This is a genomic window from Kluyvera ascorbata ATCC 33433 (genome assembly GCF_000735365.1).
Lineage (GTDB): Bacteria > Pseudomonadota > Gammaproteobacteria > Enterobacterales > Enterobacteriaceae > Kluyvera > Kluyvera ascorbata.
Map to the genome: position 1 here is coordinate 1 of NZ_JMPL01000077.1, position 20,961 is coordinate 20,961.

At 55.3% G+C, this 20,961-nt stretch carries 18 protein-coding genes, 3 tRNA genes and 1 pseudogene; 2 read left to right on the plus strand and 20 right to left on the minus strand.

Annotated elements, in window-relative coordinates; all coding sequences use genetic code 11:
• Positions 1 to 74 precede the first annotated feature (74 nt).
• The 19 genes and pseudogenes from GKAS_RS16275 to trxA form a co-directional block, all read right to left on the minus strand.
• Positions 75 to 159: transfer RNA gene (locus GKAS_RS16275), tRNA-Leu, on the minus strand.
• A gap of 23 nt (positions 160 to 182) precedes the next feature.
• A tRNA-His gene (locus tag GKAS_RS16280) sits at positions 183 to 258 on the minus strand.
• A gap of 57 nt (positions 259 to 315) precedes the next feature.
• Positions 316 to 392: transfer RNA gene (locus GKAS_RS16285), tRNA-Arg, on the minus strand.
• A 102-nt stretch (positions 393 to 494) separates the two neighbouring features.
• Positions 495 to 1,880, minus strand: a complete 1,386-nt coding sequence (thrP, locus tag GKAS_RS16290; protein WP_035895760.1) for a bifunctional threonine/serine APC transporter ThrP — start codon at positions 1,878 to 1,880, stop codon at positions 495 to 497.
• Positions 1,881 to 2,111: 231 nt separating this feature from the next.
• Entirely contained in the window at positions 2,112 to 2,852 is a 741-nt protein-coding gene (gene wecG, locus GKAS_RS16295) for a lipopolysaccharide N-acetylmannosaminouronosyltransferase (protein ID WP_035895761.1), read from the minus strand.
• Positions 2,845 to 4,203, minus strand: coding sequence for an ECA oligosaccharide polymerase (wzyE, locus tag GKAS_RS16300; RefSeq protein WP_035895763.1), 1,359 nt, complete (start codon positions 4,201 to 4,203; stop codon positions 2,845 to 2,847). The genes wecG and wzyE overlap by 8 nt, the downstream gene beginning before the upstream one ends.
• Positions 4,200 to 5,279 carry a TDP-N-acetylfucosamine:lipid II N-acetylfucosaminyltransferase gene (locus GKAS_RS16305; RefSeq protein WP_035895764.1) on the minus strand — a complete coding sequence of 360 codons (1,080 nt, stop codon included), beginning with the start codon at positions 5,277 to 5,279 and terminating at the stop codon, positions 4,200 to 4,202. The genes wzyE and GKAS_RS16305 overlap by 4 nt, the downstream gene beginning before the upstream one ends.
• Positions 5,276 to 6,526 (minus strand): lipid III flippase WzxE, encoded by a 1,251-nt coding sequence (gene wzxE, locus GKAS_RS16310; RefSeq protein WP_035895766.1) that lies wholly within the window; start codon positions 6,524 to 6,526, stop codon positions 5,276 to 5,278. The genes GKAS_RS16305 and wzxE overlap by 4 nt, the downstream gene beginning before the upstream one ends.
• A gap of 1 nt (position 6,527) precedes the next feature.
• Positions 6,528 to 7,658 carry a dTDP-4-amino-4,6-dideoxygalactose transaminase gene (gene rffA / locus GKAS_RS16315; RefSeq protein WP_035895767.1) on the minus strand — a complete coding sequence of 377 codons (1,131 nt, stop codon included), beginning with the start codon at positions 7,656 to 7,658 and terminating at the stop codon, positions 6,528 to 6,530.
• 4 nt (positions 7,659 to 7,662) lie between these two features.
• Complete coding sequence (gene rffC / locus GKAS_RS16320; protein WP_035895768.1) at positions 7,663 to 8,337, minus strand: dTDP-4-amino-4,6-dideoxy-D-galactose acyltransferase; 675 nt, start codon at positions 8,335 to 8,337, stop codon at positions 7,663 to 7,665.
• Positions 8,315 to 9,196 (minus strand): glucose-1-phosphate thymidylyltransferase RfbA, encoded by an 882-nt coding sequence (gene rfbA / locus GKAS_RS16325; protein WP_035895770.1) that lies wholly within the window; start codon positions 9,194 to 9,196, stop codon positions 8,315 to 8,317. The genes rffC and rfbA overlap by 23 nt, the downstream gene beginning before the upstream one ends.
• 21 nt (positions 9,197 to 9,217) lie before the next feature.
• On the minus strand, positions 9,218 to 10,285 hold the full coding sequence (gene rffG / locus GKAS_RS16330) for a dTDP-glucose 4,6-dehydratase (RefSeq protein ID WP_035895772.1): 1,068 nt from the start codon (positions 10,283 to 10,285) through the stop codon (positions 9,218 to 9,220).
• Positions 10,282 to 11,544 carry a UDP-N-acetyl-D-mannosamine dehydrogenase gene (gene wecC, locus GKAS_RS16335; protein ID WP_035895773.1) on the minus strand — a complete coding sequence of 421 codons (1,263 nt, stop codon included), beginning with the start codon at positions 11,542 to 11,544 and terminating at the stop codon, positions 10,282 to 10,284. The genes rffG and wecC overlap by 4 nt, the downstream gene beginning before the upstream one ends.
• Positions 11,541 to 12,671 (minus strand): non-hydrolyzing UDP-N-acetylglucosamine 2-epimerase, encoded by a 1,131-nt coding sequence (wecB, locus tag GKAS_RS16340; protein WP_035895774.1) that lies wholly within the window; start codon positions 12,669 to 12,671, stop codon positions 11,541 to 11,543. Before wecB ends, wecC begins: the two co-directional genes overlap by 4 nt.
• A 57-nt stretch (positions 12,672 to 12,728) precedes the next feature.
• On the minus strand, positions 12,729 to 13,775 hold the full coding sequence (gene wzzE, locus GKAS_RS16345; RefSeq protein ID WP_035895776.1) for an ECA polysaccharide chain length modulation protein: 1,047 nt from the start codon (positions 13,773 to 13,775) through the stop codon (positions 12,729 to 12,731).
• Positions 13,776 to 13,788: 13 nt separating this feature from the next.
• Complete coding sequence (gene wecA, locus GKAS_RS16350) at positions 13,789 to 14,892, minus strand: UDP-N-acetylglucosamine--undecaprenyl-phosphate N-acetylglucosaminephosphotransferase (protein WP_035895777.1); 1,104 nt, start codon at positions 14,890 to 14,892, stop codon at positions 13,789 to 13,791.
• Between the two features lie 240 nt (positions 14,893 to 15,132).
• Positions 15,133 to 16,392 (minus strand): transcription termination factor Rho, encoded by a 1,260-nt coding sequence (gene rho, locus GKAS_RS16355; RefSeq protein ID WP_035895778.1) that lies wholly within the window; start codon positions 16,390 to 16,392, stop codon positions 15,133 to 15,135.
• Positions 16,393 to 16,478: 86 nt separating this feature from the next.
• Positions 16,479 to 16,541 (minus strand): annotated as a pseudogene (locus GKAS_RS25350) (rho operon leader peptide); the annotation flags it as partial.
• Positions 16,542 to 16,731: 190 nt separating this feature from the next.
• Positions 16,732 to 17,061 (minus strand): thioredoxin TrxA, encoded by a 330-nt coding sequence (gene trxA / locus GKAS_RS16360; protein WP_002883224.1) that lies wholly within the window; start codon positions 17,059 to 17,061, stop codon positions 16,732 to 16,734.
• A gap of 143 nt (positions 17,062 to 17,204) precedes the next feature.
• Between trxA and rhlB the strand changes: the two genes are divergently transcribed.
• Entirely contained in the window at positions 17,205 to 18,470 is a 1,266-nt protein-coding gene (gene rhlB / locus GKAS_RS16365) for an ATP-dependent RNA helicase RhlB (protein ID WP_035895780.1), read from the plus strand.
• 7 nt (positions 18,471 to 18,477) lie between these two features.
• Entirely contained in the window at positions 18,478 to 19,986 is a 1,509-nt protein-coding gene (gene gppA, locus GKAS_RS16370) for a guanosine-5'-triphosphate,3'-diphosphate diphosphatase (protein ID WP_035895782.1), read from the plus strand.
• 62 nt (positions 19,987 to 20,048) lie between these two features.
• Here gppA and GKAS_RS16375 read toward each other — a convergent pair.
• On the minus strand, positions 20,049 to 20,961 hold a 913-nt coding region (locus GKAS_RS16375), incomplete at its 5' end, for a 3'-5' exonuclease (RefSeq protein WP_035895783.1).

Sequence of the window (20,961 nt, forward strand, 5' to 3'; positions counted from 1 at the left end):
AGTTGCGCTACCAAGCTGCGCTACTCGCCGATGTACTGCTTTTTGAATTATTAATTCAATTCATTATAAAGTCGTGGTGCGAGGGGGGGACTCGAACCCCCACATCCTAAGGACACTAACACCTGAAGCTAGCGCGTCTACCAATTCCGCCACCTTCGCAATTTCACAACTCTATCAAATAATGGGGTGGCTAATGGGATTCGAACCCACGACAACTGGAATCACAATCCAGGGCTCTACCAACTGAGCTATAGCCACCACTGTAAATCTCTTACGCGGTCTTTTAGAACCACCGCAGCTCCAGCACCGGGTAAATGGTGCGCCCGACAGGATTCGAACCTGAGACCTCTGCCTCCGGAGGGCAGCGCTCTATCCAGCTGAGCTACGGGCGCTTAGCGCCGTTGCGGGGTCGGATAATACGGACTTCCTCCCCCGCTGTCTAGTGCCTTTTTAAAGAAAATTATCGTTTGCTCATGCTTTGCGCATTTTGTCTCTTATTTCCGCAAATCTTGCACTTCCGCGCCCTGGCTCATGCCAAAAACCTTATAAACCAGCGTCACAAGAGCCAGGAAAAGCGCACCGACAAACAGCGACATCCGGGTGTCATCGTTGAACCCCATACCGATTAGCACGCAAACCAGGAACGCCATGGTCAGATAGTTGGCCCACGGGAACATAATTGAGCGGAACGGATGGCTGGCAATCGCTTCTTTGTGCGCGCGACGGAAACGCAGCTGGCTAATCAGAATCACAAACCACGGCACCATGCCCGGCAGTACGCTCGCGCTATACACATAGACAAACACACGCTGCGGGTTAGGAATGATGTAGTTCAGGCAGGAGCCAATCAACAGGATAACAATGGATACGCTCACACCCGCAGCTGGAACGCCGCTTTTGGTTACTTTCGCCATCGCTGACGGCAACTGACGGTTTTTCGCCAGCGCGTAGAGCATACGGCCACAACTGTACATCCCGCTGTTACAGCCGGAGAGCGCCGCAGTCAGTACCACAAAGTTGATGATCCCTGCTGCCGCGGTGATACCGATTTTCGCGAAGGTCAACACAAACGGGCTACCGTTGGTGCCAATTTCATTCCACGGGAAGATGGTCACGATAACGAAAATCGCGCCCACGTAGAAAATCAGGATACGCCACAGCACTTTGCCTACCGCGCTGCGCAGCGTTACCTGCGGGTTTTTCGCTTCACCGGCGGTCATGCCGATAAGCTCCACGCCCTGATAGGACGCCACCACAATACACAGCGCCGTCAGGAAGCCTTTCCAGCCACCCGCAAAGAAACCGCCGTGCTCGGTCAAATTGCTAAATCCGATGGACGTCCCGCCGTTGCCAAAGCCGAAGAAAATCACGCCGAGGCCAATGACTATCATCACGATAATGGTCGTGACTTTAATCATCGCAAACCAGAATTCAATTTCACCGTACAGGCGAACCGCCGCCAGGTTTGCCAGCGCAACGAGCCCCACGGCAATCAGCGCCGGTATCCACTGCACCATATCCGGGAACCAGAACTGGACGTAAACGCCTATCGCGGTGATTTCCGAAATACCCACCGCCATCCACATAAACCAGTATGACCAGGCGGTGAGATAGCCGAAAAACGGGCTCATATAACGGTGTGCGTAAACGGCGAATGAACCGGTCACCGGTTCGATAAACAGCATCTCGCCCATCGAGCGCATAATGAAGAAGACGAATACCCCAGCCAGAATATAGGCCAGCAGCACCGACGGCCCGGCCCACTTCAGGGTGCTTGCCGCTCCCATAAATAGGCCCACGCCGATGGTGCCCCCAAGGGCAATTAATTCGATATGACGGGCTTCCAGACCGCGCTGGAGCTCCGGTTTATTCTCTGCCATAGATCCTCTGTGTTTGCATATGTCCGGTCGATGCCGGTTTTATTTTTTATAAAAAAATAGATGTCTGTCGGATACGGATACCGCCGTAGAAAATACGTAGATATCGTCAGGGCAGGCGAATGGTTTAACAATTTGGCTTAAATGGCAAATATAAATGAGGAATAAAGTATCGGAGTTGTGAATGCATCACGCAGATTATGTGTGATGCATCACCGGTAATACGCAGGAAATTCAGAGATTATTGGTGTAGTGCCAACGTAAATAGCGCAGCAGGCGAAGCTGGCGTTTAATCCGGCTTGGCTGGGACAGCAGGCGATAAAGCCATTCGAGTCCGAGGTTCTGCCACACCTTCGGCGCACGCTTCACATGGCCGGTAAAGACATCATAAGTGCCACCCACGCCCATATAGAGCGCGTCGGGGTGCACCTGCCGGCAGTCGCGCATCAGGATTTCCTGTTTTGGCGAGCCCATCGCCACGGTGACGATTTTCGCCCCGCTAGCGTGAATACGTTCAAACAGCGCCTGTCGTTGGTCCGGCGTAAAGTAGCCATCCTGGGTGCCGACCAGATTCACGTTCCACTGCTTGCGCAGCTTCTCCACGGTCTCCGCCATCACTTCAGGCTTGCCACCGACGAGAAACACCGGCGTACCTTCGGCTCCCGCGCGGGCCATCAGCGCTTCCCAGAGATCCGCTCCCGCGACGCGTGAGACGTTAGCTTCGGGATATTTCTTGCGAACAGAGCGCACCACGGAAATACCGTCGGCGTATTTAAACTCCGCCGCGTTAATCAGCTCCCGCACCTCGCCATTATCTTCCAGCGTCAGCATTTTTTCGGCGTTAATCGCCACCAGCGTGCCCTGCTTTAGATTGCCGTCCGCGTACAGGTAGTCCAGCGCATGCTGCATGTTGCGCCAGCCGATAAGCTTCAGCCCGCGCAGGGTGTAGGTCGGCGCGGTTAATGAGTCAGCCATTTTGTCCTTCTCCAACGTGCGGGGGACGTTTTAGCCGCTGATGAATCAGCCCCGCGCTTTCAAACAGCCAGTACAGTAGTTTTGCCACCAGCAAACAGACCCCAAAGATAACCATGAAAAAGACGACGCGAGAGCCGAAAGAGTCCAGCCCTTCACGCGCCAGCACGATCATATTGAAGATCGCGCCAAAGCAGAAACTGTGCAGAATCGCCGATTTATAGCGGTTGGTTTCCCGATTGCCCAACATATACAGCCAGTCGAACCATTTAATAATCAGCCCCACCGCCACCGCGCCCAGCGGCACAAACCACATACCGCCCATCACCACCAGCGAACCAATGAGCGTTGGAGAGATAGCCAGCCCGGAGTGGTTGTTCAGCACTTCCCAGGTAAAGTAGTTAGCGGTGTTCAGCACGATGCTCGGCCGTGACGGCCACAGCCAGCCTGGAATAAAGACGTAGAAGTCACGCACCATGGGCGCGAGCCCCTGGAAGTCAATTTTGTCGTAGTTCTGCAACAGCAGCGCCAGGTTTTCCCACGGCGAGAAGGTATCGCGCGTCAGGTAGAGGAAGGTATAAAACGCTTCGTCGCCGCTGACGTTCATGCCGTAGCGCTTTAGCGCCAGCCAGAACATGCCGATAATCCCCATCACCCCGGCGGCCACCAGCATCCACAGCGAAATCCAGCCGCGAATAATGCCGATGAACAGGAAGATGGCGAAGGCGATGATAATGTTGGCGCGGGTACCGCCGACAATCGCGTAGGTCAGCAGGCCAAAGGCCGTGGTCGCAATCAGAAAACCGATCCACCGTTTCCAGGTCGGATTGAGGAAATAGACCACCAGCATTGCCGGAATAAAGAAGTAGAAGAATCGCTTAAGCGCCACGCCCGAGACTTCACTGGAGAAAATCTGGCTATAGGAGTGCAGCTTAAACAGCAGGAAGCCGTTATGCATGAAGAACGTGCCGACCGTAAACAGCGCAATCACCATCAGCAAAACCCAGGTGATGTTCGTTTCAACCCGGTTCATGGTGAACAGCGGCCGACGCGCAGCGCTGGTCTGTGCAGGCCGCAGACGCGTTTTGTAGGTCACGTAGTAGACCGCATAGAAGCAGACCGAAATCAGCAACGTTTGCAGCAGCACGTCCGGCGGCGACACGCCGACGCCGAAACGGAACACCAGCGTACAGGTCAGCGGGAAGCCGAAGAAGAAGGTCAGTAGAAACAGCAACGAGAAGAAGACGTTGAAGTTAAAACGGACGCGGCGGAACTCAAACCAGGTTAAGGTGCCGATAAACAGCGTCGACAACAGCCAGACGGCGAACAGCCCGGTAAACTGCATTTCGCTCATACCGCTTCCCCCGCCGCCAGTTGCAGCGCTCGATGCCACGGCGCCAGATAGTTAGGTTTGAAAAAGGCGATGGCGCTTTTGTCCACCAGCGCCAGCTGGCGCTGCGCTTCACGTACCACCGGCACGGTCAGCGCATCGTCGGTGAATAGCACTGGAATATGCTGCTCGGCCATATCCTGCCAGAACGGGTTCTGACGGTTGAGCACGCAGGGGATCCCCGCCTGAATCAGCAAACAGAGCGTGCCGATACCTTGCTGGCGCGCAAAAATAAAATAGCCCAAATCGCAGCGACGCAACAGCGCAAGATAGGCGTCAAACTCTAGTTTTTCGCGTAAAATCTGCACATTTTCGTTGCTGAACAGCGCCTTTGCGGCGTCGCTTACTTCTGCAATATATAGCTCGTTATTGGCCGGGTAGCCCATCGGGACTATCACATTTACCGTATCGCCAAACTGCTGATGTACCGCTTTCAGTGCCGCAACGTGCTCGTTGCTGCGATCGCCGGAATTGCCCACCAGAATCGTCAGCTTGCCGTCACGCGGCGCGACGTCCGCCAGTGCGTTTAGCGAAGGGTCCATGCGCGTTGGGAAATAAAGCAGCTCACCGGGCACCTGCGGGTGTCGGGTAGCAAAATAGCTGAGATCGCCACGCGTAGCAAAAACGCGCCCTACTCGTCCCTGCGCCATGCGACGCAGCGGGTAGAAGAGACGGAACTTCAGGCCACGGGAGACTTCATACAGATCCGCCCCCCAGATATGCCAGCTCACCTGCGAGGGCTTCAAGCCACCGCTGAGCAGCGCCAGCCAGATGCCGGTATTAAACTGACCGTGGAAGAAAAAGCGCTGCTGCCGATTGGCCTTCGCTTTTGCCACCACCGCCTTTGCCAGCGCGGATTTATCGTTAAAACGGTCGATCGCCAGCGAAGGAAACGCCTTCGCCAGGCTTTCGTCACCGCTCACCACCATAAACTGACGGGCGTGCGCGGGCTCTGCGGCCAGCTCATCGGCAAAAAACCGTAGCACCGTCTGGTTGTGGTGAGGGATATCCGATCCCAGAATATGTATCAGTTCGGTCATTGCCGTTTACGCCAAATTAAAAATACGCCGCTACACAGCGTGAAATAGACAATATAGGTCGCCATATAGGCCTGTGCTGCGCCCAGTGCGCCGTGCGCCGGGATAAGCCAGTGGGAGAACGCCGTCAGCAGCGTAAACTGGCTCAGTTCGGCCAGGATATAAAAACGCAGCGAGGCTTTGGCTATCACTAAATAGCCATAAACGTAAGCGCCTACTTTCAACACGTCGCCGACCAGCTGCCATGCAAACAGGTCACGCATCGCGACGAACTTCGATGAAAACAGCAGCCAGATAGCAAAATCGCGCAGCAGCCAGACGGTCAAGCTTGCCGCCGCCACCGCAGGCACCACAAACTTCAGCGAGCGGCCAATTTCACGGCCAATATCCTGCTTTGCGGTCAACCGCGATAGCGTCGGTAACAGATAGACGCTGAACGAGGCGGTAATAAATTGTAGGTAAGCATCGGAGATACTGCTCACACCCTGCCAAATCCCGACTTCGTCCCAGCTGTAGTGCTCCGCCATCAGGTTTCGCATCATCACGTAGGCTACCGGCATCGTGACGGAAGTAATCACCGCCATCAGGGTAAATTTACCCAGTTGACCGGCCAGCAAACGGTCCCACTGTGGCTTGAGATAGCCCCAGGGAATGACGCCGCGTTTGGTGAGCATCACCGCCGCAGGAATCACTATCAGCGCCGGCACCAGCGCCAGCCCCAGCAGCGCGCCCTGATAGCCACCAAAACGATAGCAGGCGTAATAGGCCACCACGCCAATCAGACTCCCGGCAATCAACGACAGCGCGTTACCCGCCGCATCGCGGAAGCCTTTCATCAGCGCCAGCAATAGGTTCGCCCAGGCAATACCTAACTGCACCAGCGCGACCAGCCGTACCAGGCCTTGATAATGAGTATGACCAAACAGCCCCTGACTTATCGGCGCTGCCGCGAGCAAAAAGATCACCGCCAACAGCGTGGAGAAGCCAAGCACCATCGCCGATGAGGTGCCCACCACCTGGCGCAGCCGCACCGGGTCATCGTGATGCTGGGCGACAAGTTTCGTCACCCCGTTAAAAATACCCGCTCCAGCAAGCACACCGAGCACGGTCACCAACTGGCGGAAGTTACCTGCCTGTCCGACGCCTGACGGACCAAACGATACCGCCAGCAGCTTGACCACCAGCAGCCCCACGCCAATTTTGACTAGCGTGGACGCGGCGGTCCACACCGAAGCTTTTGCCAGTGACATATCAGGCGAAATAGCTCAGCAGAGTATTAATAACCGTACGCTGGTCGACCGGCGACAGGTTGTAGAACAGCGGCAACCGAAGTAAACGCTCACTTTCTTGCGTGGTGAAACGATCTTCACCGTGGAACTCGCCAAACTTCTCTCCAGCCGGGCAGGAGTGCAGCGGAATGTAGTGGAACACGGCGAGGATTTCAGCCTCTTTCAGCCAGCTAATCAGCGCGCTGCGGTCTTCTACATCGCGCAGTTTGATGTAGAACATGTGCGCGTTATGGCTGCAGTTTTCCGGGATAACCGGCAGGTCGATGCGCCCGGCATTTGCCAGCGGCAGCAGCGCGTCATAGTAGGTTTGCCATAGGGACAAACGCTGTTTATTGATACGCTCAGCGGCCTCCAGCTGTGCCCAGAGATAAGCGGCCTGCAGGTCAGACATCAGGTAGCTGGAGCCGATATCGCGCCAGGTGTATTTATCCACCAGGCCACGGAAGAACTGACTGCGGTTAGTGCCTTTCTCGCGGATAATTTCCGCGCGTTCTACCAGCGCGCGATCGTTAATCAGCGTCGCGCCGCCTTCACCACCGGCGGTGTAGTTCTTGGTTTCGTGGAAGCTAAAGCAGCCGATATGGCCAATAGAGCCCAGCGCACGACCTTTGTAGGTCGACATCACGCCCTGCGCGGCATCTTCCACGACGAACAGATTGTATTTTTTCGCCAGCGCCATGATGGTGTCCATCTCGCAGGCTACGCCCGCGTAGTGCACCGGCACGATAGCGCGGGTTTTATCGGTGATGGCCGCTTCAATCAGCGTCTCATCGATATTCATGGTCTCTTTATGCACGTCGACAAACACAATTTTCGCGCCGCGCAGCACAAAGGCGTTGGCGGTGGAGACAAAGGTGTAACTCGGCATAATCACTTCATCACCCGGCTGGATATCCAGCAGGATCGCCGCCATTTCCAGTGACGCGGTACACGACGGGGTCAGGAGCACCTTGGCGCTGCCGAAGCGCTGCTCCATCCACTGCTGGCAGCGACGGGTAAAGCCGCCGTCACCGCACAGTTTCCCGCTGCCCATCGCGGATTGCATGTAATCGAGTTCAGTACCCACTACCGGTGGGGCGTTAAATGGAATCATGGAGTCACCTGTATAGCCAGTACGCGGTGCTAACCACGTTAGCGCCGCTATGAATATAGCGTTGAAGTGCTGCGGTATTGCCGGCTTGCGTCGCCACCCGTAGCGTCGAAAGGCCGCGGGTATGCGCCCAGCATACCGCCGCCTGCATCAGTTCAGCACCTGCACCGCGACCAGCCAGCAGGCCGATTCTCGCATCACAGGCGTTTAATTCTCGTAGGGAAACGAAGGCGCGGATAGCTCCGCGTTCATCGCGAAATACCAGACACTGGTTATCAAAGGTGCCTTTCACCGCGTTTTCAATCCACTGCGCATAGAAACGGCCGCTCGCCTCTGGCGCATACCACGGCGCACGGAAACGGCTTTGGGCAAAAGCTTGGGCGGCAAGGCTGCGCAGCGCGGGAATATCATCGTCAGTGGCAACCTGCGCCAGAGTGGTTCCACCGGTAGTTACCGGCAGCGCCAGATCAACTTCACCTTCAACCAGCCGAAACCCCAGATGCTGAAGCGCATCAAGGTAATCCACCTGATGTGCGGCGATTTTCGCCTGCACCCGAGACCATTGCGCTAATCGTTCAGCGGTCAGCGGCGGCGCATCGTCGGCCACGCGAACAATGGCACTGTTCACGCCGAAGAATTGGTTTTCCCACGTCAGGGAGTCAATATTGGCGCGGACGAGCACGAAGCAGCTCCAGCAGATACTGGCCGTAACCAGTTTTCGACAGCCCGGCGGCGGCGCGCTTTACGCCTTCATCGTCGAGCCAGCCGTTGCGCCAGGCGATCTCTTCCAGGCAGGCAATTTTAAAGCCCTGACGTTTTTCGACCGTCTGCACAAACATGCTCGCTTCAATCAAGCTGTCGTGCGTGCCGGTATCAAGCCAGGCAAAACCACGGCCGAGCAGCTCAACGGTCAGCTTGCCGTCGTCCAGATACATCTGGTTGATTGAGGTGATTTCCAGCTCGCCGCGCTCGGAAGGCTTCACGCGCTTGGCGTACTCCACCACCTTACTGTCATAGAAGTAGAGGCCGGTGACCGCCCAGTTAGATTTTGGCTGCTTTGGTTTTTCTTCCAGCGAGAGCGCGTGGAAATTATCGTCAAACTCCACCACGCCAAAGCGTTCAGGGTCCATCACCTGATAGCCAAACACCGTCGCCCCTTCGGTACGCGCCGCTACATGGCGTAGTTTCGGGCTAAAGCCCTGACCAAAGAAGATATTGTCGCCAAGCACCAGGCACGACGGCTCGCCGTTCAGGAAGGTTTCACCGATGATAAACGCCTGCGCCAGGCCGTCCGGACTTGGCTGTTCGGCATACTGCAATGAAATACCAAATTCGCTACCGTCACCCAGTAGACGCTGGAAATAACTCTTGTCTTCCGGCGTGGTGATGATCAGAACTTCACGGATACCCGCCAGCATCAGCACCGACAGCGGGTAGTAGATCATCGGTTTGTCGTAAATCGGTAGCAGCTGTTTTGATACGCCGCGGGTGATCGGATGCAGGCGCGTGCCCGACCCGCCAGCAAGAATAATGCCTTTCATTGCGTTCCTCCTCCGGGGTGATTAACCCTTCAGACCCAGACGTTCACCCTGATAGCTACCGTCCTGTACCTGTTTCCACCAGCTTTCGTTGGCGAGGTACCACTGCACGGTTTTACGCATGCCGCTTTCAAAAGTCTCTTCCGGGGTCCAGCCCAGTTCGCGGGCAATTTTCGCCGCATCGATGGCGTAACGTAAATCGTGACCAGGGCGATCGGCAACAAACGTAATCAGATCATGATAGTGCGCTATGTCCTGCGGTTTTTCCGGCACCAGCTCTTCGAGCAGGGCACAGATAGTCTCAACCACATCGAGATTTTTTCGCTCGTTATGACCGCCAATATTGTAGGTCTCCCCGATAGCGCCTTCGGTGGCGACGAGGTAGAGCGCACGGGCGTGATCGTCAACATAGAGCCAATCGCGGATCTGCTGGCCATTGCCGTACACCGGCAGCGGCTTTCCAGCCAGCGCGTTGAGAATCGTCAGTGGTATCAGCTTTTCCGGAAAATGATACGGGCCGTAGTTGTTTGAGCAGTTGGTAATGAGCGTCGGCAGGCCGTAGGTACGCAGCCAGGCACGAACCAGATGGTCGCTGCTGGCCTTTGAGGCCGAGTAAGGGCTGCTTGGCGCATAAGGGGTCGTTTCCGTGAAGAAATCGTCCACTGAATGCAGGTCGCCGTACACTTCATCGGTTGAAATATGATGGAAGCGAAATGCCGCTTTACCGTCGGTATCCAGCGCAGACCACCAGGCACGCGCGGCCTCGAGCAGCGTGTAGGTACCGACGATATTGGTTTCGATAAACGCCGCCGGGCCGTCGATAGAACGGTCAACGTGGCTTTCCGCCGCCAGATGCATCACCACATCCGGGCGGTACTGCTCAAATACGCGGTTCAGCGCGGCGCGATCGCAGATATCAACCTGTTCAAAGGCAAAGCGAGAGTCCTGCGCCACTGGAGCCAACGATGCCAGATTGCCGGCGTAGGTCAGTTTGTCCACCACCACCACGCTGTCCGACGTGTGGTTGATAATATGGCGCACAACCGCCGAGCCGATAAACCCCGCGCCGCCGGTTACCAGAATTCGTTTCAACGCCAGACTCCTTTGGTATCAACCACGTACTGCTGGGTAATCGCGTCACCGCTAACAGCTTTAAATTGGGCGTGATCCACCAGCATCACAATCACATCAGCGCTGGCAAGCGCGGTCTCAAGCGACACCAGCGTGCACAGGCCGTCGAGTTTTTTCGGCAGCTGATGAATGTTTGGTTCCACTACCAGGGTTTCGCCGCTGTGCCATTGGGCAATCAGCTGCGCAATTTCCATCGCCGGGCTTTCGCGCAGGTCGTCAATATTTGGTTTAAATGCCAGACCAAAGCAGGCAATTTTCAGCTCGCTGGCTCGTTTATCGCTGGCTGCCAGGCAGTCAGCAACGTTGGCCTTCACGTTGTCGATAACCCAGAACGGTTTATGGTCGTTCACCTCACGAGCGGTGCGAATCAAACGCGCCTGCTCCGGGTTTTGCGCCACGATAAACCACGGGTCGACGGCGATACAGTGCCCGCCGACGCCAGGGCCTGGCTGAAGGATATTCACGCGCGGGTGGCGGTTCGCGAGGCGAATCAGCTCCCAGACGTTAATTCCCTGATCGGCACAGATAAGCGACAGCTCGTTAGCAAAAGCGATATTCACATCGCGGAAGCTGTTTTCCGTCAACTTGCACATCTCGGCGGTACGGGCGTTAGTCACCACGCACTCGCCCTCAAGGAAGATGTTATAGAGCTCGCTAGCACGCGCGGAGCACACCGGCGTCATTCCGCCAATCACGCGGTCGTTTTTAATCAGTTCCACCATCACCTGCCCCGGCAGCACGCGCTCCGGACAGTAGGCAATGTTGATATCCGCTTGCTCACCCGCCTGCTGCGGGAAGGTCAGGTCCGGGCGCATCTCGGCCAGCCAACCGGCCATCAGCTCGGTCGCGCCCACCGGAGAGGTGGATTCGAGGATCACCAGCGACCCTTTTTTCAGTACCGGTGCAATCGAGCGCGCCGCGGCCTCAACGTAAACCATATCCGGCTCGTGATCGCCTTTAAACGGCGTTGGCACGGCAATCAGATAGGCGTCTGCGGCTTCCGGCGTGGTCGTGGCGCGTAAGTAACCGGCGGCCACCGCCGTTTTCACCACCCTGTCGAGATCGGGCTCAACGATATGAATCTCGCCGCGGTTGATGGTATCGACCGCGTGCTGATTAATGTCTACACCCACCACCTGCTTTTGCCGTGAAGCAAATGCTGCTGCAGTTGGAAGGCCGATATAGCCCAGACCGATCACCGAGAGGGTTGAAAAACTCATAGCGTTACCTGATTATTTTTTAATGCTGACAAGATACGTTCGCATGCCCGGCCATCCCCGTACGGGTTATGGGCCCGGCTCATCCTTTGATATTCTTCTTCGTCACGCAGTAGCCGCGTGACTTCATCCACAATGCGCTGACTATCCGTCCCCACTAAACGCACCGTACCGGCATCGATGGCCTCTGGGCGTTCGGTGGTTTCGCGCATAACCAGCACCGGCTTACCCAGCGACGGCGCTTCCTCTTGAATGCCACCGGAATCGGTCAGGATAAGCCAGGCATGGTTCATCAACCAAACGAACGGCAAATACTCCTGCGGTTCAATCAGCATGACGTTATCAACATGGCCCAGGATTCGGTTGACCGGTTCACTGACATTCGGATTCAGATGCACCGGATAGACAATCTGTACATCTGGGTTAGACGCGGCGATTTCCGCCAACGCGTGGCAAATCTTTTCAAAGCCCTGCCCAAAGCTCTCCCGACGATGCCCTGTCACCAGGATCATCTTCTTCCCGGTATTCAGGAAAGGGAAACGTAGGGAGAGGTCTGTATTCAGCGCCTCATCGTTCATCACCCGATCGCGCACCCAGAAGAGGGCATCAATGACCGTATTGCCAGTGACAAAAATGCGTTTATCGGAGAGATTTTCCCGCAGCAGGTTCTGGCGCGAGTTTTCGGTTGGCGCAAAGTGATACATCGCCAGATGTCCGGTCAGCGTGCGGTTGGCCTCTTCCGGCCACGGCGAGTAAAGATCGCCCGTGCGCAGGCCCGCTTCCACGTGGCCGACGGGAATACGCTGATAGAACGCCGCCAGGCTCGCGGCGGCCGTCGTAGTCGTATCGCCATGCACCAATACAACATCGGGTTTGAAAGATTCAAGAACAGGTTTTAAACCCTGCAGAATCCGGCAGGTTATTTCCGTTAACCCCTGCCCTGGACTCATGATATTGAGGTCATAATCCGGAACGATGGAGAAGAGGTTTAGCACCTGATCAAGCATTTCCCTATGCTGTGCGGTAACGCATACTTTTGCCTCAAAGTGAGGATCCTTTGCGAGCGCATGAACCAGAGGCGCCATTTTGATCGCCTCCGGACGCGTGCCAAATACAGTCAGTACTTTCACATCGATTCTCTTCTATAGATGAAACAGGCCCATCGCCCTTCATCAAATGATGGGTATTTACTGCGTGCGACGACGCGCCAGTGCTACCCCAGCACCAACCAATGCGCCGACAATGCCCCACATGACCATCAGGAATACACGACGTGGGCTAGTGCGTTTTACCGGTTCCTCTGGCGTACGCAAATACCGGTATGTCTGAAAACTTGGCGCCAGCGTTGGCCCGACATTAAGGGTCGTTAGCATAGCCCTACCCTGATCGTAATCAAGGTCAAACGTTGGCCCCACCGCCTGCAGGTTTTCCAGACGCGCTTGCAGCATCGGGCGACCAAGCAGTGAGAGCTCGGAATCCGGCAATTCATCAGCCGGAATATCGGTTACGCTGCGGTTGATGTTGTGCTGCTGCGCGATTTTCAGCGCGGCTTCAATGCTGTGCATACGGCGGTTAAAAATCGCCTGAGCGACCTCTTCCTGGCGTTTCACCTGCGCTTTTACCTGAATAGTGCGGGCAGCCCAGGCGCCTTTTAGTTCATCATTCAGGTGCCCTGCGGCGCGCTGGCTGGCGAAGGCAACATACTGACGCAGCAGGTTATTCGCATCCGGTGCCGTTTCCGCCGTGAGCTTCACGCTATCGCTGATGCTTTTCAGGGCATCGCCGGGAATAAACTGAATGTCGTTAATCAGATCGTCGAGCTGTGCGGCATCGGCACGAGAATTTCCCACCATCCGTTGCTTGTAATAATCCGTCTGCAGCCAGAAGTCACGGCGGGTATCCCAGGACGCCAGCTGCATGACAAACTCTTTGTAGACTTCATCCATAACCGAAGGCGGCGTGGCGGTAGTCGGGTTAACCTTCACGTCCAGGTTGCGCAGGAACTGCTGCTGCGAATAGTAGCCGCCAAGCATATTCACGGTCGGACGGTCGGTGATTGCCGTGGTGCTCCACTCCTGTCGGGCGAAAAAGGTATAAATCAGCACCACGGCAGCAAACAGCACCGCGCAGCCGATAATCCAATGTTTTCCCGACCACAACGCGCGAAACAGGCCACGAATATCCAGTTCATTCTCAGCACTTGCCAACGGTGCTTCCGGTAATGGTTGTGTCATTACTACCCCAGTTTTACTTGGTTAATTTTGGATTATTTTCACTGTTTCGGCGCATTCGGCGCTTCATGCGTTTAATAAAACGCGCCACTTTCCAGGCCCGTTTGATGCAGTAACCATAGAGGCCAAACGCCAGCAGGAACAGTATCAGCATGACCCATTCAGGTACAACACGGGTGTATTCAGCGGCGACGCCAATCGCCGCAAGCAATGCGGCGGCGAGCGTAATCAGTACCAGCGCCTGACGAGAAGTGAAGCCCGCACGCATAATCAGATGATGAATATGTTGACGGTCAGGAGAGAACGGGCTCATCCCTTTGCGTAAACGGCGATACATGATGGCGACCATATCCATCAGCGGAATGGCGACAATCCACAGCGCCGTCACAGGGCTTATCGGGTGGTGCTTACCCTGAGTCGTTTCAAGCAGAATCCAGATAACCGTGAAGCCAATCAACGTACTGCCGGCATCACCCATAAAGACTTTATAGCGACGCCCCAGGACACCCAGGTTCAGCATGATGTAAGGAAGGATAGTGGCGATCATCGCGAAGCACCACATGGCGAGGCTGGTCTGGCCATCAAACCACAGGATCAGGCCAATCGCGCCGAAGCTGACGCACGACAGACCGCCAAGCAGGCCATCGATGCCATCGACCATATTGAAAGCGTTAATCATCCCCCAGACGGCAAACAGGGTCAGGAAGAAACCAAACGGCCCCAGCACCAGCTCCCACGAACCGAACAGATAGCCCAGACTTTGCAGATACAAATGACCCGCCGTCATCATGACGATGCCTATCGCCGCCTGAACGGTGGCACGGATTTTGACGCTGATGTCGTAACGGTCGTCCAGAGCACCCACCAGCACCAGTACACCGGCACAAGTAAGGTAGAGGAAAGCGTGCGGGATATAGTAGTCGGCAATCGCAAAGGTCAGGCAGATCCCAGCATACACAGAGATACCGCCCACAAGCGGGATAAGCCCCTGGTGACGTTTACGAAAGTTAGGTTTATCCACCAAACCGATCTTTTTAGCCGCTTTACGGGCAAAAAAGAGAAATACGGTGGTGAACAAGAAAATACTGATCAAGTCAGTACCGACGGTCAGTAAACTCACAATTTATACTCGCTGAGAATATTAATAGCGAAAGTATACCCACGATAGCAGCGCTTCAGAAGAGGAAGCCTGATGAATATTGGGAAAACTTGCCTGATTTATAACCGATTTTGCAAACTAACTATCATTGTAGCTGTAAACCACAATTATCCGTGAAAAAAATGTTAACCCCCATTGCCTAAACTCCTAAAAACAAAAACGCCACACAATTGTGTGGCGTTCGTCGGCAAAAACCCGATTTTACGAGCGTTTCATCATATCGAAGAAATCGTCGTTAGTTTTGGTCATTGCCAGCTTATTGATGAGGAATTCCATCGCGTCAATTTCACCCATTGGATGGATGATTTTGCGCAGGATCCACATCTTCTGCAGCTCTTCAGGCGTAGTGAGCAGCTCTTCTTTACGGGTACCGGAACGGTTGTAGTCGATAGCCGGGAAGACGCGTTTTTCCGCAATCTTACGAGAGAGGTGCAGTTCCATGTTGCCGGTACCTTTGAACTCTTCATAGATAACTTCATCCATTTTAGAGCCGGTATCGATAAGCGCGGTCGCGATGATAGTCAGGCTACCACCCTCTTCCACGTTACGCGCAGCACCGAAGAAACGCTTCGGACGATGCAGGGCGTTGGCGTCCACACCACCGGTCAGGACTTTACCTGAAGCAGGAACCACGGTGTTGTACGCACGTGCCAGACGAGTGATGGAGTCGAGCAGAATGATAACGTCTTTCTTGTGTTCAACCAGACGTTTCGCTTTCTCGATAACCATTTCGGCAACCTGGACGTGGCGAGATGCGGGTTCGTCGAAGGTAGAAGCAACCACTTCCCCTTTAACCAGACGCTGCATCTCGGTCACTTCTTCCGGACGTTCGTCGATCAGCAGAACCATCAATACGCAGTCTGGGTGGTTGTAGGCGATGCTCTGCGCGATGTTCTGCAGCAGCATGGTTTTACCGGCTTTCGGCGGCGCCACAATCAGACCACGCTGACCGCGACCGATTGGCGATGCCAGATCCAGGACGCGAGCGGTTAAGTCTTCGGTAGAACCGTTACCACGTTCCATACGCAGACGAGAGTTTGCGTGCAGCGGGGTTAAGTTCTCGAACAGGATCTTGTTGCGCGAGTTTTCCGGCTTATCGTAGTTAACCTCGTTAACTTTCAACAGCGCAAAGTAACGCTCACCCTCTTTCGGAGGACGAATCTTACCTGAAATGGTGTCACCAGTGCGGAGGTTGAAACGACGGATTTGGCTAGGGGAAACGTAGATATCATCAGGGCCGGCGAGGTAGGAGCTGTCTGCGGAGCGGAGGAAACCAAATCCATCCTGCAGTATCTCCAGCACACCGTCGCCAAAGATATCCTCGCCACTCTTCGCGTGCTGCTTCAGGATGGCGAAAATGATGTCCTGCTTGCGCATACGTGCCTGGTTTTCCAGACCCATATTTTCGCCGAGAGTGATCAGCTCAGAAACCGGCGTGTTCTTTAATTCGGTAAGATTCATAATGGTGTGGGTTCTTAAACTCGGGGTAAATCTCGAACTTAATTTGTGAATGGTATGGCAGGGTCATCCGTGCCTGTTTACGGCCATCAACTCATGTCTGTTCGCTGCCTGGTCACAGGAGAGTACGCAGAACTGAAACGACAAGACGGAAAAGAGTGACGAGCCTGGAATTTTTCAACCTCTGACGCTGTTAACGACAACGGGAGGTTTGGGTCAAACAGATTCAAACAAGGTATGTTTAAAACGAAGTCAAAGTTAACTTAGCACGACTGATGGCAAGCGTCCAGAGTTCCGCTCAAATTAAGAACACAGGAACCCTGAACGCTTACGTTGAATCTCTTACGCCAGATTAGCGTCGAGGAACTCTTTCAGTTGGCCTTTAGACAGTGCGCCAACTTTAGTCGCTGCAACTTCACCGTTTTTGAACAGCAGCAGCGTAGGGATACCGCGGATACCGTACTTCGGTGCAGTGCCTGGGTTCTGATCGATGTTCAGTTTAGCAACGGTCAGTTTACCCTGATACTCCTCGGCGATTTCATCCAGAATCGGGGCGATCATTTTGCACGGACCGCACCACTCTGCCCAGAAATCGACGAGTGTCAGCCCGTCAGCTTTAAGTACGTCCGTGTCAAAACTGTCGTCAGTCAGGTGAATAATTTTATCGCTCATATATAACTCCACAGGAATAAGCCTGGTGTGTTGGTGTAGCATTAACCAACGAGGTGTTGATGTTGACTTCGCCAACAAAGGTTGACGTTATTTCACCGGATACGCTTTCTTAATGCAATAGTAAGCTGATATTCTACCACACTATGAGCAAAACACATTTAACTGAACAGAAGTTTTCCGACTTCGCCCTGCACCCTAAAGTGGTTGAAGCCCTTGAAACTAAAGGGTTTTATAATTGCACGCCCATTCAGGCGCTGGCTTTGCCGCTGACGCTTGCTGGACGTGATGTAGCGGGACAGGCGCAAACCGGTACCGGGAAAACGATGGCGTTCCTGACGTCGACGTTTCATTATCTTCTTTCTCACCCGGCAATTGCTGACCGCCAGGTGAATCAACCGCGCGCCTTAATTATGGCGCCAACCCGTGAGCTGGCAGTACAGATTCACGCTGACGCAGAGCCGCTGGCTCAGGCGACCGGCCTGAAACTGGGCCTGGCCTACGGCGGTGACGGCTATGATAAACAGCTGAAAGTGCTGGAAAGCGGCGTCGATATTCTGATCGGCACCACTGGCCGTCTCATTGACTATGCAAAACAGAACCATATCAACCTGGGCGCGATCCAGGTCGTGGTGCTGGACGAAGCGGATCGTATGTACGATCTGGGCTTTATTAAAGATATCCGTTGGCTGTTCCGCCGTATGCCTGCGGCCAACCAGCGTCTGAACATGCTGTTCTCCGCTACCCTTTCTTACCGCGTACGTGAACTGGCGTTCGAGCAAATGAACAACGCCGAATACGTGGAAGTTGAGCCAGAGCAGAAAACGGGCCACCGTATTAAAGAAGAGCTCTTCTACCCTTCCAACGAAGAAAAGATGCGTTTGTTGCAAACGCTGCTGGAAGAAGAGTGGCCGGACCGCGCGATTATCTTCGCCAACACCAAGCACCGCTGTGAAGACATCTGGGGCCATCTGGCTGCCGATGGTCATCGTGTCGGCCTGCTGACCGGTGACGTGGCGCAGAAAAAACGTCTGCGTATTCTGGAAGATTTCACCCGCGGTGATATCGACATCCTGGTCGCGACCGACGTTGCGGCGCGCGGCTTGCACATCCCTGCCGTCACACACGTCTTTAACTATGACCTGCCGGACGATTGTGAAGACTACGTACACCGCATCGGTCGTACCGGTCGCGCGGGCGCAAGCGGTCACTCAATCAGCCTGGCTTGCGAAGAGTATGCGCTCAACCTGCCGGCTATCGAGACCTACACCGGTCACTCTATTCCGGTGAGTAAGTACAACCCGGATGCGCTCTTAACCGAGCTGCCGAAGCCGCTGCGTCTGACGCGCGTTCGTCAGGGTAACGGTCCGCGTCGTTCGGGCGCTCCGCGTAATCGTCGTCGTTCAGGTTAAATCAGTTATGCTCACTTCCACCTCGCTATACGCAGCTATCGATCTCGGTTCCAATAGTTTTCATATGCTGATTGTTCGCGAGGTGGCGGGCAGCATCCAGACGCTGACGCGCATTAAGCGCAAAGTGCGTCTGGCCGCCGGACTTAACCGCGACAACACTCTTTCGACGGAAGCAATGGAGCGAGGCTGGCAATGCCTGCGCCTGTTTGCCGAACGTCTTCAGGATATTCCCCCAACGCAAATTCGTATCGTGGCTACCGCGACGCTGCGTCTTGCCGTTAATGCCGATGTGTTCATCGCCAAAGCCCAGGAAATCCTTGGTTGCCCGGTGCAGGTTATCCGCGGGGAAGAAGAAGCGCGCCTGATTTATCAGGGCGTGGCGCACACCACCGGCGGCGACGATCGTCGTTTAGTGGTCGATATCGGTGGTGCCAGTACCGAACTGGTCACCGGCACCGGTGCGCAAACCACTTCGCTGTTTAGCCTCTCGATGGGCTGTGTGACCTGGCTTGAGCGCTACTTTACCGACCGTAACCTGGCCCAGGAACACTTCGACGAAGCGGAACGTGCCGCACGTGAAGTGCTTAAGCCCGTTGCCGATGAACTGCGTCACCACGGCTGGAAAGTCTGCGTCGGTGCCTCTGGTACGGTGCAGGCGTTGCAAGAAATCATGATGGCGCAGGGGATGGATGAACGTATTACCCTCGCCAAGCTTCAGCAGCTAAAACAGCGCGCCATTCAGTGCGGCCGTCTGGAAGAGCTGGAAATTGAAGGGCTGACGCTAGAGCGCGCGCTGGTCTTCCCAAGCGGGCTCGCCATTCTTATCGCCATTTTCACCGAGCTGGATATCCAGTGCATGACCCTGGCCGGCGGCGCACTGCGTGAAGGGCTGGTCTACGGCATGCTGCATCTGGCGGTCGACGAGGACATTCGCAGCCGCACGCTGCGTAATATTCAGCGTCGCTTTATGGTTGATATCGAGCAGGCAAATCGCGTGTCTCAACTGGCGGCGAATTTTGTCGAACAGGTGAAAGATAGCTGGGATCTGGAGCCATTAAGCAGCGAACTGCTGTTAAGTGCCTGCGCATTACATGAGATTGGCCTCAGCGTCGATTTCAAACAGGCTCCGCAGCACGCAGCCTATCTGGTGCGCAATCTCGACCTGCCGGGCTTCACGCCTGCGCAGAAAAAGCTGCTCGCCACCCTGCTGCTGAACCAGACCAACACCGTCAATCTGCCAACGCTCCACCAGCAGAACGCCGTGCCGCCGCGCGTCGCGGAGCATCTCTGCCGTCTGCTGCGTCTGGCGATTCTCTTTGCCAGCCGTCGTCGTGACGATCTTCTGCCAGCGATTACGCTGACCGTCGACGGGGAAAATCTGACCCTGACGCTGCCGGACAGTTGGCTGGAACAGCATCCGCTGGGGCGTGAAATGGTCGATCAAGAATGCCAGTGGCAAAGCTATATCCACTGGCCGTTACAGGTTGCTGGCGTCGGGCTACCGGATAGCTTGTAACACCGACTTCGGAAAGGCGCTGTGCATATTCCCGGCGTCGCTTCGCTCGGCCGGGCTACTGGTTAACTCTTTTTCGCTTTCGCCAGCATTTCACGAATATTGGCGACGTTCGCCTGCCCTTTATGCATGCGCTCTTCGGGCGTAATCACTTTTCGCTCCTGCTCCCACACCACATCGTCCTGCGGTAGCTCCAGCAGGAAGCGGCTCGGTTCAGGGCGTACCAACTCGCCATACTGGCGGCGTTCTTTGCAAAGAGTGAAAATCAGCTCTTTCTGCGCGCGGGTGATGCCCACGTAGGCCAGACGACGCTCCTCATCGACGTTATCCTCATCGATGCTGCTCTGGTGCGGCAGCAGCCCTTCTTCCATGCCCACGAGGAAGACGTAGGGGAACTCCAGCCCTTTCGAGGCATGCAGCGTCATCAGCTGAACCTGATCCAGTTCCTCTTCACTTTCACCGCGCTCCATCATGTCGCGCAGGGTAAAGCGAGTCACGACCTGGGTCAGCGTCATCGGCTCTTCCAGCTCGCTACCTTCCAGCATCTCCGTCATCCAGCTAAACAGCGTATTGACGTTTTTCATACGCATTTCGGCGGCTTTCGGGCTCGGCGAGGTTTCAAACAGCCAGGACTCATAGTCGATGCCGTGAATCAGATCGCGTACGGCGGCAATCGGCTCGCGCTCCGCCAGACGCTGGATTTCGCCCAGCCACTGGGTAAAGCGAGTGAGAGATTCATAGCCGCGCCCGGTCAGCGTCTGGCTCAACCCCATATCAAAGCTGGCGGTAAACAGGCTTTTGTTGCGTGTCGTCGCCCACTCGCCCAGCTTTTGCAGCGTCGCCGACCCGATCTCACGCTTCGGCGTGTTCACAATACGCAGAAACGCGCTGTCGTCGTCCGGGTTGCTCAGCACGCGCAGGTAGGCCAGCAGGTCTTTAATCTCCGGGCGGGAGAAGAACGAAGTACGCCAGAAATTT

Coding starts and splice junctions, on each gene's coding strand:
- thrP (WP_035895760.1), bottom strand. CDS start 1,880: ATGGCAGAGAATAAACCGGAGCTCCAGCGCGGTCTGGAAGCCCGTCAT.
- wecG (WP_035895761.1), bottom strand. CDS start 2,852: ATGGCTGACTCATTAACCGCGCCGACCTACACCCTGCGCGGGCTGAAG.
- wzyE (WP_035895763.1), bottom strand. CDS start 4,203: ATGAGCGAAATGCAGTTTACCGGGCTGTTCGCCGTCTGGCTGTTGTCG.
- GKAS_RS16305 (WP_035895764.1), bottom strand. CDS start 5,279: ATGACCGAACTGATACATATTCTGGGATCGGATATCCCTCACCACAAC.
- wzxE (WP_035895766.1), bottom strand. CDS start 6,526: ATGTCACTGGCAAAAGCTTCGGTGTGGACCGCCGCGTCCACGCTAGTC.
- rffA (WP_035895767.1), bottom strand. CDS start 7,658: ATGATTCCATTTAACGCCCCACCGGTAGTGGGTACTGAACTCGATTAC.
- rfbA (WP_035895770.1), bottom strand. CDS start 9,196: ATGAAAGGCATTATTCTTGCTGGCGGGTCGGGCACGCGCCTGCATCCG.
- wecC (WP_035895773.1), bottom strand. CDS start 11,544: ATGAGTTTTTCAACCCTCTCGGTGATCGGTCTGGGCTATATCGGCCTT.
- wzzE (WP_035895776.1), bottom strand. CDS start 13,775: ATGACACAACCATTACCGGAAGCACCGTTGGCAAGTGCTGAGAATGAA.
- rho (WP_035895778.1), bottom strand. CDS start 16,392: ATGAATCTTACCGAATTAAAGAACACGCCGGTTTCTGAGCTGATCACT.
- trxA (WP_002883224.1), bottom strand. CDS start 17,061: ATGAGCGATAAAATTATTCACCTGACTGACGACAGTTTTGACACGGAC.
- rhlB (WP_035895780.1), top strand. CDS start 17,205: ATGAGCAAAACACATTTAACTGAACAGAAGTTTTCCGACTTCGCCCTG.
- gppA (WP_035895782.1), top strand. CDS start 18,478: ATGCTCACTTCCACCTCGCTATACGCAGCTATCGATCTCGGTTCCAAT.